This is a genomic window from Novosphingobium sp. UBA1939, assembly GCF_002336885.1.
Classification (GTDB): Bacteria; Pseudomonadota; Alphaproteobacteria; order Sphingomonadales; family Sphingomonadaceae; genus Novosphingobium.
In genome coordinates this window covers 1-15338 of sequence record NZ_DDFB01000103.1, presented here as the reverse complement: position 1 = coordinate 15338, position 15338 = coordinate 1, and the positions used below count along the sequence as shown (strand labels likewise).

General features: G+C 66.1%; 13 protein-coding genes. 8 read left to right on the top strand and 5 right to left on the bottom strand.

Features of this window, described 5'->3' with window-relative positions; all coding sequences use genetic code 11:
• Positions 1–136 precede the first annotated feature (136 nt).
• The 7 genes from B3547_RS13155 to B3547_RS13125 all read left to right on the top strand — a co-directional run bounded on the left by B3547_RS13155 (position 137) and on the right by B3547_RS13125 (position 7880).
• Positions 137–1414, top strand: coding sequence for an MFS transporter (locus B3547_RS13155; RefSeq protein ID WP_125956164.1), 1278 nt, complete (start codon positions 137–139; stop codon positions 1412–1414).
• A complete protein-coding gene (locus tag B3547_RS13150; protein WP_292963850.1) occupies positions 1415–2149 on the top strand; it encodes a sulfite exporter TauE/SafE family protein in 735 nt (244 codons plus the stop codon).
• Positions 2150–2304: 155 nt separating this feature from the next.
• Positions 2305–3846, top strand: a complete 1542-nt coding sequence (locus B3547_RS13145; protein ID WP_292963848.1) for an FAD-binding oxidoreductase — start codon at positions 2305–2307, stop codon at positions 3844–3846.
• A gap of 17 nt (positions 3847–3863) precedes the next feature.
• Positions 3864–4262 (top strand): c-type cytochrome, encoded by a 399-nt coding sequence (locus tag B3547_RS13140; protein ID WP_292963846.1) that lies wholly within the window; start codon positions 3864–3866, stop codon positions 4260–4262.
• The gene (locus tag B3547_RS13135; protein ID WP_292963844.1) at positions 4259–4732 is read left to right on the top strand and encodes a hypothetical protein; all 474 of its coding nucleotides are present in this window, start codon (positions 4259–4261) and stop codon (positions 4730–4732) included. Before B3547_RS13140 ends, B3547_RS13135 begins: the two co-directional genes overlap by 4 nt.
• 29 nt (positions 4733–4761) lie before the next feature.
• The gene (locus tag B3547_RS13130) at positions 4762–6393 is read left to right on the top strand and encodes a GMC family oxidoreductase (protein ID WP_233497784.1); all 1632 of its coding nucleotides are present in this window, start codon (positions 4762–4764) and stop codon (positions 6391–6393) included.
• Entirely contained in the window at positions 6390–7880 is a 1491-nt protein-coding gene (locus B3547_RS13125; RefSeq protein WP_292963842.1) for an aldehyde dehydrogenase family protein, read from the top strand. The genes B3547_RS13130 and B3547_RS13125 overlap by 4 nt, the downstream gene beginning before the upstream one ends.
• Positions 7881–8225: 345 nt before the next feature.
• On the opposite strand, the gene B3547_RS13120 is transcribed toward B3547_RS13125, so the two are convergent.
• From B3547_RS13120 to B3547_RS13105, 4 genes are all read right to left on the bottom strand, one after another.
• Complete coding sequence (locus B3547_RS13120; protein WP_292963840.1) at positions 8226–10031, bottom strand: acyl-CoA dehydrogenase C-terminal domain-containing protein; 1806 nt, start codon at positions 10029–10031, stop codon at positions 8226–8228.
• Positions 10032–10041: 10 nt separating this feature from the next.
• Complete coding sequence (locus B3547_RS13115; protein WP_292963838.1) at positions 10042–10524, bottom strand: MerR family transcriptional regulator; 483 nt, start codon at positions 10522–10524, stop codon at positions 10042–10044.
• 26 nt (positions 10525–10550) lie between these two features.
• On the bottom strand, positions 10551–10886 hold the full coding sequence (hisI, locus tag B3547_RS13110; RefSeq protein WP_124809606.1) for a phosphoribosyl-AMP cyclohydrolase: 336 nt from the start codon (positions 10884–10886) through the stop codon (positions 10551–10553).
• 403 nt (positions 10887–11289) lie between these two features.
• The gene (locus tag B3547_RS13105) at positions 11290–12090 is read right to left on the bottom strand and encodes a ComF family protein (RefSeq protein WP_292963834.1); all 801 of its coding nucleotides are present in this window, start codon (positions 12088–12090) and stop codon (positions 11290–11292) included.
• A 65-nt stretch (positions 12091–12155) separates the two neighbouring features.
• Here B3547_RS13105 and B3547_RS13100 point away from each other — a divergent pair, with 65 nt between their 5' ends.
• Entirely contained in the window at positions 12156–12962 is an 807-nt protein-coding gene (locus tag B3547_RS13100; protein ID WP_292963832.1) for a methyltransferase domain-containing protein, read from the top strand.
• A gap of 22 nt (positions 12963–12984) precedes the next feature.
• Here the strand turns inward: B3547_RS13100 and ppdK are convergent.
• The coding region (gene ppdK, locus B3547_RS13095) for a pyruvate, phosphate dikinase (RefSeq protein WP_292963830.1) at positions 12985–15338 on the bottom strand (2354 nt) is incomplete at its 5' end.

Sequence of the window (15338 nt, the reverse complement as noted above, 5' to 3'; positions counted from 1 at the left end):
CTCCAGTCGGATTGACTCGCCTGCGCACTAAAAATAAAAGAACGATGTTCTGCATGAAAGAACGATCTGCACGACGGATCGTCGGAGACATCACGACCGGCGCGCCACCAGGGCGTCACACGGTGACGAGGAGACAATGATGACGGGTGGGGAGCGGATCGCGATCGCGCAGGTCCGGCGCTATGCGCGCATGAATATCGTGGCCGGTTTCCTGATCTGGGGCATCGCGCTGGCCGGCGTCTCGATGATGATGCCGATCATGTACAACACGATCGCCAAAGACATGGGCTGGAGCGTCGCGCAGACCACCAGCTTCATGGCGATCAAGTCCGCCGTGTCGGCGGTGGGCGGGCTGTTCGCGGGCGGCATGTTCGTGCGCTTCGGCCTCAAGCGCGTATTCATGCCCTCGGTCGTCACGATCGGCATCGCCACAACGCTGCTCTTTTTCGTCCGCAACCTGCCGGTTTACTATGCGCTTGCCGCCGTCTCCGGCTTCGCCTCGATCCTGGCCCTGATTGCCATCCAGGTCACGCTCGCACGCTGGTATTCGGCGAGCCTTGGCCGGATCACCGGGATTGCCATGCTGGGCGGCGCCGTTGCTGGTACCGTCGTTCCGATGGCGACGACCCTGGGCCTGCGCCAGCTTGGGTGGCATGCCACCGCCGGAATGGCGGGCCTTATCGTGCTGGTGGTACTGTCGCTCGCGGTCAACTTCCTCGTCCATGAGACGCCCGAAGCTTACGGCTACACCGCCGACGAACTGGACCCTGGCAAGGCTGCTCCCGGCAAGCCCGGAGTTGCGGGGCAGGCCCCCGATCCGGGGCCGGAGTTTTCCTCGTTCCTGCGCAGCCGCCAGTTCATCCTGCTGATCGTCGCCGCGGCGATGTCGGGCGTGATCAGCAACGGCATCAACGAATACATCCCGCTGTTCATCGAACGCCACACCAGCCTTGGCGCTTATGTCGCGGCGCTGGGTTTCACCATCGTCATCGTGATCTCGGGCCTCGGCAAGATCCTGTTCGGCTGGGTGTTCGATCGCCTTTCCACGCGCGGCGTGGCGCTGTGCTGGGCGCTGTGCGGCGTTGCAGCGCTGCTCACCTTCCCGCTGGCCGGCCTCGCCACGTTCCTGATGTTCACGATCGTGCGCGGCGTGTCGCACGGCGGCGTGATCGTGCAGGCCCCCGTCCTCGCACGGCACATGTACGGCGTGCGATCGCTGCCGCAGGTCATCTCGCTGCTCAGCGCCGCGTTCCACCTCGGCGCTTCGGCGGGTATTGCGGCGATTGGCTTCGGCGTCGACCTGACCGGCGGCTTCACCCTGCCGTTCGTCGTGGTGACGTGCATCGCCTTCGCCGCAGCCTTCATCGCCCTCAGCTTCAAACCCCGCTACTGGGCCGGCTATACGGAGCGCTAGGTGCAGGAACCAACGCGGTTGCTGCTGCTTGCCGGGGCAAGCTTCGCGGCCTCCTTTCTCAGCGCCTGCTTTTCGGTCGGCGGCGGCTACATCCTGTTCAGCGCGACGACGTGGATTCTGCCGCTGCCGAGCGCGATCGCGCTGCAATCGGTGCTGTCGTTCGGTTCGCTGTTCTCGCGTACCCATGCCTTCTGGGCCGATATCGACTGGGCGATCGTGCGCTCCTTCACCGCCGGTTCGCTGGCCGGCGTGGCGGGCGGCATGTGGCTGTTCAGCCGCGCGCCGGAAAACCTGCTGGCAATATTGCTGGGCGTCCTGCTGCTGGTGCTGGCATGGCTGCCGCCGCTCCGGCTGCGCATCTCGCCCGGCAAGTCGTTCTTCTCGGTCGGCGTCCTGCATGCCGTGGTGGGAACGCTGTTCGGCCTCGGCGCGATCCTCCAGCCCGCGCTGCTGCGCACGAAGCTGACCCGCACCGCGATCGTCGGCACCTTCGCCACCTGCATCATCGTGCTCGAGGTGCTGCGGACGGCGGGCTATTCCGCAGCGGGCTTCGACTACCGGCAATACGTGCCAGAAATCCTCGTTGCGACGGTCACGGGCCTGGCCGGCACCTACCTCGGCAAGCGCGCTACGCCGATCATTCCGGATCATGTTTTCCGCACGGCCTTGCGCCTGTTCATCAGCGTGCTCGGCATACGGTTCATGCAGAAGGGAACGGCCGGATGGACCGCCTGACAGCCCGCCTTCCTGCCCTTGGCACCGCCATGACCGTTGACAGGCCCCGGCGACTGCCATACGCATTTTTATAGAATATCGATCCGTCAGACAGAATATTCCTCACGCACTGGAGCCTGCCTCCGCCGCGTGCAAGCAAATCATCAGGAGTGGATATGGCCTCCTTGCTCCCCAAGGGCGTAGGCAGCACCGGTTTCCAGAAAGCCCTCGCCGGATTTCGCGCCGCCGTCGGCAACCAGTGGGTGCTCGACAGCGAAGAGGACCGCGCGTCCTATATCGATCCCTATGCCATGGGCGACGGCATGGATCACGATTGCTCCGCGATCGTGGCGCCGGCCTCGGTCGAGGAAGTGCAGGCGATCGTGCGCGTGGCCAACGAAACCAAGGTCGCGCTCTGGCCCGTCGGGCGGGGCAAGAACCTGGGCTATGGCGCGGCCTCGCCGGCGGAAAAGGGCGATGTCATCCTCGATCTCAGCCGCATGAACCGGGTACTCGAGGTCAACGACAAGCAGGCCTATTGCCTGCTGGAACCGGGCGTCGGCTATTTCGACCTGTTCCGCCACCTCAAGGAAAACAACCATCCGTTGTGGATGTCCGTTCCCGGCAACTCCTGGGGCAGCGTCATCGGCAACGCGCTCGACCGGGGCATCGGTTACACGCCCTATGGCGATCACTGCGAACAGATCTGCGGCATGGAAGTGGTGCTTCCCGATGGCTCGGTCGTCCGCACCGGTATGGGCGCGATGCAGGGTTCCGCCGGGTGGCAAGCCTACAAGTACGGATATGGCCCCGGTTGGGACCAGATGTTCATGCAGTCGAACCTAGGCGTAGTCACCAAGGCCGGCGTCTGGCTCCAGCCGGAACCGGAAATGACCGCCAAGATCGAACTGGCCCTGCCCAATTTCGACGATGCCGCGTGGGCCATCGACATCCTGTGCGACCTGCGCCGGCGTGACGTGATCCAGCACAATATCGTGTTCGGATCGCCGGTGCGCGCGGCCTCCACCATGTCGCAACGGGCGGACTGGTACGAAGGCCCCGGGGCGCTGCCGGATTCGGTCAGCGAGACCATGATGAAGAAGCTCGGACTCGGCTGGTGGAACGCCAAGATCAGCCTGTTCGGCCACGAAGGCACGGTGACGGCGCAAGTGGACCTGATCCGCAAGCTGTTCGAGCCGAAGCTGGGCCGTCCGCTGGAATTCGAGCTGTGGAAGAAGGGCGATCCCGAGGAGAAGTCTGCCCAGGGCGTTCCCACCACGATGGGGCTTCAATGCGTCAACTGGTACGGCGGACGCGGCGGCCACCTCAGCTTCGCGCCGGTGCTGCCGCAAGACGGCACGCTCGCCTTCAATTACGCCAAGAAGATCAAGGCCTATTACGAGGAAATCGGCCAGGACTATTACGCCAGCTTCACCATCGGCCGGCGGCACATCAACAACGTCAGCCTGATTCTCTACAACCGCGATGAGCCGGAGATGGTCGCCCGCGCTGACAAGCTCTATCGCCACCTGCTTGCCGAAGCCGCGAGCCAGGGCTTCGCCGAATATCGCGGCCATATCTCCTACATGGATGCTGTGGCGGAAACCTACAATTTCGGGGGCGGCGCGCTGCGCAGGCTCAACGACAAGGTCAAGGCCGCGCTCGATCCCAACAACATCATCGCGCCCGGCCGCAACGGCATCGGCACCCGCCGCTGAGCAGAGGGAGAACGCCCATGAAACTTTCGCGATCGCTCCTGCCGCTGGCCGGGCTCTCCGCGCTGCTGGCGGCATCGTGCGGCACGGCGGGAGATGTCCCTCCTCCGCCCGCGCCGAAGCCCGCGTCCCCGATCGCCGCCGCGCTGTTCGGGTCGGGATCGAAGGACGAGGGCGAACGCCTGTTCGGACAGGAATGCGCTTTCTGCCATGTCGGCAAAAGCACCGGCGCGATGATGCTGGGCCGTCGGCTGGGCAAGGAAAAGGCCGAGCTGATCCACCGCACCGACCTTGACGCCGACTACGTTAAGGCCGTGGTCCGCAACGGGCTGATGAACATGCCGGCCTTCTCGCGGGTCGAAGTGACCGACGCGGAACTCGACAAGATCGCCGCCTATCTCGCGCGGAAGAAATCGTGATGCCGCTTCGTCGCGATATCCTGAAAGGCGGCGTGACGCTGGGGGCGGCCGGCCTTGCGGGCCTGCCCGGCCTGGCGTCCGCACTCGATCTCTCCGGCGATCCGCGCTTCATCGTCGATGGCAGACTGCCGGAAGCCCCTCGCCTGATCGCGCGGGCCCGCGCGGGCGGACACACGCTGGCTGATCCGCAGGGCGAAGTCGTGGCGCTGCTGCTTGCCCCGCATGGCCGCTGGCTGTCCGCCAATGGCATGATCGTGGGGCTGACCGGATATTCCGATTTCGTGCTGGCGCGCGATGTCCTGCGCGGAACATCGCGCCCCGTGCGCCATGCCGTTTCCCTCAACGGCATGGCGCAGATGGAAACCACCCTGGACGGCGGCAAGCGCACCACCCGCACGCTGGACGCTTTACTGGGTCCGGCGCCGTGGCGCGAAAACACGCGGGCGACCAGCTTTCTCTGGCTGGCCTGACCGGTTTCGCATTTTCAACAAAAAGGCTTGTGGCCGTGGACACCCTGGAATTCGATTTCATCGTGATCGGTGCCGGTTCGGCCGGTTCGGTACTCGCCAACCGGCTTAGCGCCGATCCCGCCGTGCGCGTGCTGCTGCTCGAGGCGGGCGGCGAGGCGAACCATCCCTATGTGCGGATGCCGCTGGGTTTCCTCCAGGCGTTGCGCAGTTCCGACCTTGCCTGGCAATTCGCCTCCGAACCCGAAACCCATGTGGGCGGCAAGAGCTTTCCCTTGCCGCGCGGGCGGATGCTCGGCGGATCGTCGTCGATCAATGGCATGGTCCATTTCCGGGGGCATCCGCGCGATTTCGACGATTGGGCGGCGGCGGGGTGCACCGGCTGGGACTATGCCAGCGTGCTACCCTATTTCAAGCGCTCGGAAGACCACTGGACCGGCGGCAACCGCTGGCGCGGGCGCGGCGGGCCGATCTCGGTCCAGCCGGTCGATACCTCGCGCCTGATGGCGGACGAACTGCGCGCCTCGGCAGCACTCTGCGGCTATCCCTACAACCCGGACTATGACGGCGAGAGCAACGAAGGCTGCGCCGACGTGCAGATCGCGCTACGCAACGGCGAACGCTGCGGATCGGCGGCGGCGTACCTCAAGCCCATCCGTTCGCGCCGCAACCTCAAGGTGATGACGCGCGCGCATGTTCACCGCATCCTGTTCAACGGCAAGCGCGCCACCGGCGTGGAGTTCGAACGCCATGGAGTGCGCCAGCAGGCGACTGTGGAACGCGAAGTGCTGCTCTGCGCCGGTGCATACGGCTCGCCACAGATCCTCATGCTGTCGGGCATCGGGCCGGGCGGAGAGCTAGCCAGCCACGGCATCTCTCCGGTCCACGAGCTGCCTGGCGTCGGGCAGAACCTGCAGGAGCACGTCCGCCTTGCCCACCAGTACGACGCGGCTCCGCCCCACAGTTTCGCGCGCGAACTGCGCTTCGACCGCGCGACCGTTTCGTTCCTGCGCTGGTATTTCACCGGCACGGGCCGCTTCGCCAACCAGATCGCCGCCGGCTGTATTCTCGCCCGGTCGGAACCCGATCTCGACCGGCCCGATCTCCAGATCATGTCCAGCCCGGTCAGGGTCGATGCGAACATCTGGTTTCCCGGCTTCGCCAAGCCGAAACAGGATTGCTTCTACAACTCGATCTGCCTGCTGCGCCCCGAAAGCCGTGGTTCGGTTACGCTGCGCGATCGCAACCCGCTATCCGCCCCGCGCATCCAGCTCAACCTGCTGGAACACCCCAACGACTGGGCGACACTGAAGAAGGGCCTCGCGATCTCGCGCAGGATATTCTCGGGCGGTCCGATCGCCGATTACGTGCTGCGGGAAATCCTGCCCGGCGCGCATGTGCAGGACGATACCCAGCTCGATGCGATGAAGGCCGATCTGGCCGGCGTCGTCCACCATCCCGTCGGCAGTTGCACCATGGGCACCGGACCGGACGCGGTGGTCGATCCGCAACTGCGCGTCCACGGCGTCGAGGGTCTGCGCGTGGTCGATGCCTCGATCATGCCGCTGCTGGTCGGGGCGAACACCAATGCCGCCGCCGTGATGATCGGCGAAAAGGCGGCCGACCTCATTCTTGGCAATCACGCGCCGGAGTCCGTGCAATGACCGAACTTTCCCCTGTCTTCGACCGCGCCGCCGCGCGCATCGGGCAGCTTTCCGGGCACTTCATCAACGGCGCCTGGCAGCGTGGAAACGCCGCCCCGATCGACGTGATCGATCCCGCGACCGAAACGGTGATCGGACAGATCGCGTCCGGCGGCGCGGCGGAAGTGGACGCAGCCGTGAACGCCGCGCGCGCCGCCTTCGAACGCCCGGAATGGAGCGCGATGCCCGCTGCCCAGCGCGAAAGGCTGCTGCTCCGCCTCGCCGATATCGTCGAACAGCATCAGGACGAGATCGCCGCGATCGAAACGCTCGACAATGGCATGCCCTATGCCATCGCGCGGCAGATGGCGGTCGGCTCCGCGATCAGTTCGATCCGCTATAACGCCGGCTGGCCGCGCCGCCTGAACGGAGAGACCACGCCCGTGTCGGTCCCCGGCAACTGGCACGGCTACACCACGCACGATCCGCTGGGCGTGGCCGCGCTGATCGTGCCGTGGAACGCCCCGTTCGCGATCACCTGCACCAAGGTTTCAGCCGCGCTGGCGGCGGGCTGCACGGTGGTGCTGAAGCCGGCCGAACTGGCGCCGATGTCGGGCCTGCGCCTGGCCGAACTCGTCGCCGAAGCCGGCTTTCCGGATGGAGCGGTCAATGTCGTCACCGGTCTCGGAGCGCAGGCCGGCGCGGCGCTGGTGGCGCATCCGGGCGTGGACAAGATCTCGTTCACCGGCTCGACGGCCACCGGCCAGTCCATCCTGCGCGAAAGCGCGGGTTCGCTGAAGCGCGTCTCGCTCGAACTGGGCGGCAAGTCGGCGTCCATCGTGTTTGCCGACGCCGATCTGGCGAAGGCGATCCCGGGCGTCGCCATGGGCATCTTCGGCAACAGCGGGCAGGTCTGCGCAGCCGGATCGCGCCTGTTCGTGCACGATGCCGTCTATGACCAGTTCCTCGAAGGCCTGGCCGCCTTCGCCGCCAAGCTGGTGGTCGGCCCCGGCACGCGGGATGGCGTCCATCTTGGTCCGCTGATCTCGGCAGGGCAGAAAAGCCGGGTCATGGGCTATGTCGAAGCCGGCAAGGTGGAGGGCGCAAGCCTTTTGTTTGGCGGCGATGCGCCAGCCGGCGCGGGCTACTTCGTCAACCCCACCGTCTTCGTCGATGCCCGCCCGGACATGCGCATCATGCGCGAGGAAATCTTCGGGCCGGTGCTCTCGGTCATGCGCTTTTCGGATACGGACAGCCTCGACGACCTCGCTCGCAAGGCCAACGACAGCATCTACGGCCTTTCGGCCTACGTCTGGACGCAGAACCTGGCCGCCGCGCAGACCATGGCGAAGAAGCTGCGCTCCGGCTCGGTCAAGATCAACGGTTCCGGCATGGAATTCGCGCTGCCCTTCGGCGGCTTCCGCCAATCCGGCCTCGGTCGCGAAAACGGGCGCGACGGCGTCGAGGCCTTCACCGAAACCAAGGCCGTAATGGTCGGCTGGTCCTGAAGTCGGGCGCGCCCAAGGCCGGTTGGGCATTGGAACCGCCGCCTCGTTCCGATGCAAGCGCGCGTTGGGCACGGCGTTGCATGACGCAAGCCTAGCACCACTTTGGCAGATATTGGCGGATCATGCGTCTCCATCTTCTACGGCAGTGCGGGCAGGTCGGCGGGTCATGAGCATGGCGGCGGCGGATTGGGAAAGCCGCGCAATGCGCCGAGCCGCAAACCGAGAACCGGGCAACCGCATTCGATCGCAGCGAATTTCAAGCCGGATCGAACGCAGCGACCGACTAACCCCAAGAGGTTTGGCATCGGTTCAAACCCTTCCGCCCCAGCCGATGGCGGGGCACCATCAGGCCGTGGCGAAGGCTTCCACCGGCAGTGCCATCACGGTTTCGCCACCCGCCTCGATCTCGCGCCGCAATGCGCCAGCCTGGGGGATAGAGCGCAGCGCGAAATGCTTCGCGGTGACCAGCTTGGCCTCGTAGAACAGCGTATCGTCCGTTCCCGCCGCCAGCGCCGCTGCCGCCACCTTGGCCATCTTCAGCCACATCAGGCCCAGCGAAACGATGCCCATCAGCGTCATGTAGGCATAGGCGCCCGCGCCCAGCGCGTTGCGGTCGGTCATGCCGTGCTGGAGGAACCACATGGTCGCGGCCTTCAGCTCGCCATTGGCCTTGCCCAGCCGTTCCGCCACCAGCGCTACCGCATCGCCGCTATCGGCGGCGGAAGCGCATTCGTCATCGACCAGCTTGAAGAAGGCCTGCACCGCGCGGCCGCCGTTCATCGGCAGCTTGCGCCCGACAAGATCCATCGCCTGCACGCCGTTCGCGCCTTCATAGATCATGGCGATGCGCGCATCGCGCACGAACTGCTCCATGCCGCTTTCGGCAATATAGCCGTGGCCGCCCCAGATCTGCTGCATGTCGGTGGCGGTCTGGTAGCCCCTGTCGGTGCCGTAGCCCTTGATCACCGGCGTCAGCAGGCTGATCAGGTCGTCGGCCTCCTGCCGTTCTTCCGCCGTCGCCGCCTTGTGCGACAGGTCGACCAGCAGGCCGCCCCAGCCGGAGAAGGCACGCATCCCTTCGGTGAAGGCCTTGGCATCCATCAGCATCCGGCGCACATCGGGGTGGACGAACAGCGGATCGGCCTTCTGGTCGGGCTCGGCGGGGCCGGTCAGCGCGCGGCCCTGCCGGCGCTCCAGCGCATAGAGCACCGAGTTCTGGTACGCGGCTTCCGCCTGCCCCAGCCCCTGGATGCCCACGCCCAGACGGGCCGCGTTCATCATCACGAACATCGCGGCAAGGCCCTTGTTCTCCTCGCCGACGATCCAGCCCTTCGCGTCCTCGTAGTTCATCACGCAGGTGGCGTTGCCGTGGATGCCCATCTTGTGCTCGATCGAGCCGACCGACACGGCATTCTTCGCGCCCAGCGAGCCGTCGTCGTTCAACAGGAACTTGGGCACGATGAACAGGGAGATGCCCTTGCTCGATTCCGGCGCGCCCGGCGTCTTGGCCAGCACCAGGTGGATGATGTTCTCGGTCAGGTCATGGTCACCCGCCGAAATGAAGATCTTGGTGCCGGTGATGGCATAGGAACCATCGGCCTGCGGCTCGGCGCGGGTACGGATCAGGCCCAGATCGGTGCCGCAGTGCGGCTCGGTCAGGTTCATCGTGCCAAGCCATTCGCCGGAGACCATCTTGGGCAGATACTTCGCCTGCTGCTCGGGCGAACCCTTCGAGAGGATCGCGGAAATCGCGCCATTGGCAAGGCCTGGATACATCGCGAAGGCGTGGTTCGCGCTGCACATGTATTCTTCCATGACGAAGCCGATCACGTGCGGCAAACCCTGTCCGCCGAACGCCTCCGGCCCGACGAGCGTGGGCCAGCCGCCCTCTACGTACTGGCGATAGGCTTCCTTGAACCCGGTCGGCGTCGTCACCGAAGCGTCGGGGTGGCGGATGCAGCCCTCGATATCGCCCACGCGGTTGAGCGGCGCGACCACTTCGGAAACGAAGCGCCCCGCTTCCTCGATCACCGCGTCCGTCATGTCCTGCGTGGCGTTCTCGAACCCGGCCAGATGAGCATAGTCGGCCACGCGGACGACTTCGTTGACGATGAAACGCGTGTCCCGCGTTGGAGCCTTGTAGATCGGCATTGCTTGGTCCTCAGGAGTGGTGCGACCCGCCGGTTTCGGGATTGCGCCCTTCCAGACGCTCCCGCTTCACCAGAAGGTCGACGAAGCTGGTCAGTTCATCAATGGTGTCGGTGATGTCCGCCTGCTGGCGGCGCAAGTTGTCGATCCGTTCGCGGCACTTGGCGATGGTGACGCGGCGCTGTTCGGCACGCCCGTCTCCCAGATCGTAAAGATCGATCATGTCGCGGATTTCGGCGAGGCTGAAACCCACGTTCTTGGCGCGCATGATCCATGCCAGCCGCGCCCGGTCGCGCTTGCTGTAGATGCGCGACAGGCCCAGCCGCGTCGGCGCGATCAGGCCCTCGTCCTCATAGAAGCGCAAGGCGCGCGCGGTAACGCCGAACTCGTTGGAGAGATCGGAAATCGTATACTGATCGCGTGCGCTCGCGTCAGGATGGTCGAGATGGCCGGTGTGGTCACGATTTGCGGCGGCGGACTGAGCGGGCATGCTCATAGAGCTACCTACCCTTTACGTAAGCGTCAATCCACGATCCGCACAAGTTCGCCGTTATTATCGATCCGCCGGTAGAAACAGGTCCGCGCCAGCGTGTGGCAGGCCGGCCCCGCCGCCTCGACTCTCAGTTCCAGCGCATCCTGATCGCAATCCACGCGGATCTCGACGACCTTGAGCGTATGCCCCGAGCTTTCGCCCTTCATCCACAGGCGCCCGCGCGACCGGGAATGGAAATGAGCGAATCCCGTCTCCCGCGTCTTCGCGATCGCTTCAGCGTCCATATGTGCCAGCATCAGCAATTCGCCGGTACGATGATCCACCGCCACCGCCGTCACCAGCCCGGCGGCATCGAACCTGGGCATGAAAACCCGCCCCTGTTCGCGCAATTCGGAGGAATCAGCCTGTGAAATGGTAAGGACCTTTCTCTGCAACCCGTATCAAATGAGGATTTGTTGCAGGATAACCACAGATGGGTCGCAAAATCCATCCAAACGCAACAATGGACTTTCGTCGGGGCGACCAATCGCGGATGAAGAATGCGCGGTTTGAGGGAACCGCATTCTGGACCGCCGAAAGGCGGCGCAAAAGCGCCAAAGTTCAGGGAAAAAGAGGGGCGGCTTCAGGTGCCGGAGACAGCGGAGGCTGGATCGGTATCTGGCCGGATGATGAGGGACCTAGAGCGGAGCGACAACAGGGGGCTGTCGTTGTAACGCTTGCAATTTCGTCACGAGGACGCCCGGAATCGCAAGGTTCCGGGCGTTTCTTTTATGGCCCCGTGTCCGTGCCGTCCAGGGATGTTCCAGACCGATCGGCTGCATCCAGCGCCTCATCCAGCACGCGGGCGAAACACGCGATGCGAATCCGGGCCGCCCCGGCTTTGCGCAGCGCGCGCAGGCAGGCGTCGGTGGTCGCGCCACTCGTCATGACATCGTCCACCAGCAGCACGTTTGCGCCATTCAACCTGCTTGCCCAGCGCGGCGACGCAGCAATCGCGCCTGAGAGCGCCACCGCCCGCGCGCGGCGGTTCAATCCCCCCAGCGGTGGCGTCTGCTTGACGCGAACGAGCGCATCGACGGCCAGCGCCTGCCCCGTAACCCGCGCGATCCGCGCCGCCAGCAGCGCGGACTGGTTGAACCCGCGCCGCCACAAACGCCAGCGGTGGAGCGGCACCGGCACGACCAGCCACTCCCCGTCCAGCTCTGGCAGCCGCGGCACGATCAATTGCACCAGCAAGCCGGCAAGGCCAACGCGGCGCCCGTGCTTGAACGCCAGCACCAGATCGCGCGAGGCATCGTTGTAAAGCGTTGCCGCCGTGATCCCCTCATGCTTCGGCGGACTGGCCAGACAGGGCGCGCAGATCAGGTGCCCGTCATCACCATGCTCCTCGCCTAGCGGCCTCTGGCAGAGCGCGCAGGCGGGATCGCCGGGAATGGCGAGCCTGCCCCAGCAGGCCACGCACAACCCGCCCTGCCGCGCCAGCGGATCGCCGCACAGCGGGCAGCGTGGCGGAAAGACCAGGTCGATCACCGGGGCCGTCACGGCGGCAAGGGAAGCGGACCGGAGCATGAACCGTGTTGTCCGCCCGGAACGGGGGCTTGGCAAGAGCATCCCGAACGGGCAGGCAGCCGCGCATGGCTTCCGCGCTTCCCCCCGCTCCCTCCCCGCCCGCGTCACCCCCGACCATCTTCTCGCCCGCCCGCCGCGCCGCGCTCCGCGCGCGGATGCGCCGGCTGCAGCAGCGCCCCGACGCGGCGCGCTATATCATGGATGACATGGTGGAGGACGTGCTCGACCGCCTGTCGTTCCTGCGCCACGCTCCGGCCCGGGCGCTGGTGATCGGCGACTGGACCGGCACGCTCGCCACGGCGCTGGCCGCGCAGGGCTGCGCCGTCACCCGCGCCGATCCGGTGCCCGGCCCTGGCGAAACGCCGATCGACGAGGAAAGCCCGATCCCGGCGGGCGAAGGCTTCGACCTCATCGCCAGCCTCGGCACGCTCGATACCGTCAACGATCTGCCCGGCGCGCTGCTGCACTTGCGCCGCGCGCTGGCCCCCGATGGCCTTGCGATCATGAGCTTCAGCGGCGCGGGCAGCCTCCCCGCCCTGCGCGCGATCATGCTCGCGGCCGACGGCGACCGCCCCGCCCCGCGCATCCACCCGCAAGTGGACGTCCGCGCCGGCGGGCAACTGCTCCAGCGCTGCGGCTTCGCCGCCCCGGTGATCGACAGCCGCTCGCTACCGGTGCGCTTCGGCAGCCTGGAGCGTCTGGTGGGCGACGTGCGGGCGCAGGGCCTTGGCAACTGCCTCGCCCGCTCCGGCCCGGCGCTGGGCAAGGCTGCGCTGGCTAGGGCACGGGCCGCTTTCGCCGGACAAGCCGACGCGGAAGGCCGCGTGACCGAGACGTTCGAAATCCTGACGCTCAGCGGCTGGCGGAAGTAACCCTCCGCCAGCGCGCCCTTTATCAGCCCAAGGCGGCCTGCGCCGCCGCCAGGCGGGCGATCGGCACGCGATAGGGGCTGGCGGACACGTAATCGAGGCCGGTCTTTTCGCAGAACGCGATCGAGGCCGGATCGCCGCCGTGTTCACCGCAGATGCCCAGCTTGATGTCGGACCGGGTCTTGCGCCCGCGTTCCGCCGCCAGTTCGACCAGCTGGCCCACGCCCTCGATGTCGAGGCTGACGAACGGATCGCGCGGGTAGATGCCCTGATCGACATAGGGATTGAGGAAGCGCGCGGCGTCGTCGCGGCTGACGCCCAGCGTGGTCTGGGTCAGGTCGTTGGTGCCGAACGAGAAGAACTTGGCTTCCTCGGCGATCTCGCCCGCCATCAGCGCGGCGCGCGGCAGTTCGATCATCGTGCCGACGAGGTAATCGAGCGTGTGGCCCTTTTCGGCGAAGACCTCCGCCGCCACGCGATCGACCAGCGCCTTGAGGATTTCGAGTTCCTTCCTGGTCGCGACCAGCGGGATCATCACTTCGGGCACGACCGCCTCGCCCGATTTCGCCGCCACATCGCAGGCCGCCTCGAAAATGGCGCGGGCCTGCATTTCGTAGATTTCGGGGAAGGTGATGCCAAGGCGGCAGCCACGATGGCCGAGCATCGGGTTGAACTCGTGCAGTTCGCCCGCGCGGCGCTTCAGGTGATCGACGCCCAGGCCGGTGACTTCCGCCAGTTCGGCGAATTCCGCATCGCCGTGGGGCAGGAATTCATGGAGCGGCGGATCGAGCAGGCGGATGGTGACCGGCAGGCCCGCCATCACCTCGAAGATCGAGGTGAAATCGGCGCGCTGTTCGGGCAGCAGCTTGGCCAGCGCGGCGCGGCGGCCGGCTTCGTCCTCGGCCAGGATCATCTGGCGCACGGCCGAGATACGGCTGGCGTCGAAGAACATGTGCTCGGTGCGGCACAGGCCGATGCCTTCCGCGCCGAACTGCCGCGCGACCTGGCAATCGAGCGGGGTTTCGGCGTTGGTGCGCACCTTCATGCGGCGGTGCTTGTCGGCCCAGGCCATCAGCGTGCCGAAATCGCCGACGAGTTCGGGCTCCACGGTGGGCACCTTGCCCGCCATGACATCGCCGTTCGATCCATCGAGCGTGATGACATCGCCTTCACGAATATCGCGGTTGCCGATCTTCGCGGTGCGCGCCGCCATGTCGATCGACAGGGCGGACGCGCCCGAAACGCACGGGCGGCCCATGCCGCGCGCCACCACGGCGGCGTGGCTGGTCATGCCGCCGCGCGCGGTGAGGATGCCCTTGGCGGCGTGCATGCCGTGAATGTCCTCGGGGCTGGTTTCCACGCGCACGAGGATCACCGCATCGCCGCGTTCGGCCAGCGTCTGCGCGGTATCGGCATCGAACACCACCGCGCCCGAAGCCGCGCCGGGGCTGGCCGGCAACCCGCGCGTCAACACGTCGCGCGGCGCCTTGGGATCGAGCGTGGGGTGCAGCAACTGGTCGAGCGCCATGGGATCGATGCGGCGGATCGCGGTGGCCTCGTCGATCAGCCCCTCGCCCACCATGTCCACCGCCATCTTCAACGCGGCCTTGGCGGTGCGCTTGCCCGAACGGGTCTGGAGCATCCACAGCTTGTTCTTTTCAACGGTGAACTCGATGTCCTGCATGTCCTTGTAGTGCTTTTCGAGCAGTTCAAAGACAGCGGCGAGTTCGCCGTAAGCCTGCGGCATCGACTCTTCCATCGACAGCGGCTTGGCCCCTGCCGCCTCGCGCGCACGCTGGGTCAGATACTGCGGCGTGCGGATGCCGGCCACGACGTCCTCACCCTGCGCGTTGACCAGCCATTCGCCGTAGTAGGCCTTCTCGCCAGTCGCCGGATCGCGGGTGAAGGCGACGCCCGTGGCCGAGGTATCGCCCATGTTGCCGAAGACCATCGCCTGCACGTTGACGGCGGTGCCCCACGACTGCGGAATGTCGTTCAGGCGGCGATAGACCTTGGCACGGTCCGATTCCCATGAATCGAACACCGCGCCCACCGCGCCCCACAGCTGTTCGTGCACGTCCTGCGGGAACGGGCGGCCGAGTTCTTCCTCGACGATCGCCTTGTATTCCTTGACGAGAGCCTGCCAATGTTCGGCACCCATCTCGACATCGGCATAGAAACCGTTGTCTTCCTTGGCGATTTCCAGCGCATCCTCGAACCGGTGATGGTCGAGGCCCAGCACCACGTCGGAATACATCTGGATGAACCGGCGGTAGCTGTCCCAGGCGAAGCGGGCATCGCCCGATCCCGTGGCCAGCCCTTCGACGGTGGCGTCGTTGAGGCCCAGGTTGAGCACGGTGTCCATCATGCCCGGCATCG

What these genes read in the sequence shown, in the direction of transcription:
- B3547_RS13120 (WP_292963840.1), bottom strand. Translation starts at nt 10,031, where the DNA reads ATGCCGATCTACAAGGCTCCAACGCGGGACACGCGTTTCATCGTCAAC.
- B3547_RS13115 (WP_292963838.1), bottom strand. Translation starts at nt 10,524, where the DNA reads ATGAGCATGCCCGCTCAGTCCGCCGCCGCAAATCGTGACCACACCGGC.
- B3547_RS13100 (WP_292963832.1), top strand. Translation starts at nt 12,156, where the DNA reads ATGGCTTCCGCGCTTCCCCCCGCTCCCTCCCCGCCCGCGTCACCCCCG.
- B3547_RS13125 (WP_292963842.1), top strand. Translation starts at nt 6,390, where the DNA reads ATGACCGAACTTTCCCCTGTCTTCGACCGCGCCGCCGCGCGCATCGGG.
- B3547_RS13140 (WP_292963846.1), top strand. Translation starts at nt 3,864, where the DNA reads ATGAAACTTTCGCGATCGCTCCTGCCGCTGGCCGGGCTCTCCGCGCTG.
- B3547_RS13145 (WP_292963848.1), top strand. Translation starts at nt 2,305, where the DNA reads ATGGCCTCCTTGCTCCCCAAGGGCGTAGGCAGCACCGGTTTCCAGAAA.
- B3547_RS13105 (WP_292963834.1), bottom strand. Translation starts at nt 12,090, where the DNA reads ATGCTCCGGTCCGCTTCCCTTGCCGCCGTGACGGCCCCGGTGATCGAC.
- hisI (WP_124809606.1), bottom strand. Translation starts at nt 10,886, where the DNA reads ATGCCCAGGTTCGATGCCGCCGGGCTGGTGACGGCGGTGGCGGTGGAT.
- B3547_RS13155 (WP_125956164.1), top strand. Translation starts at nt 137, where the DNA reads ATGATGACGGGTGGGGAGCGGATCGCGATCGCGCAGGTCCGGCGCTAT.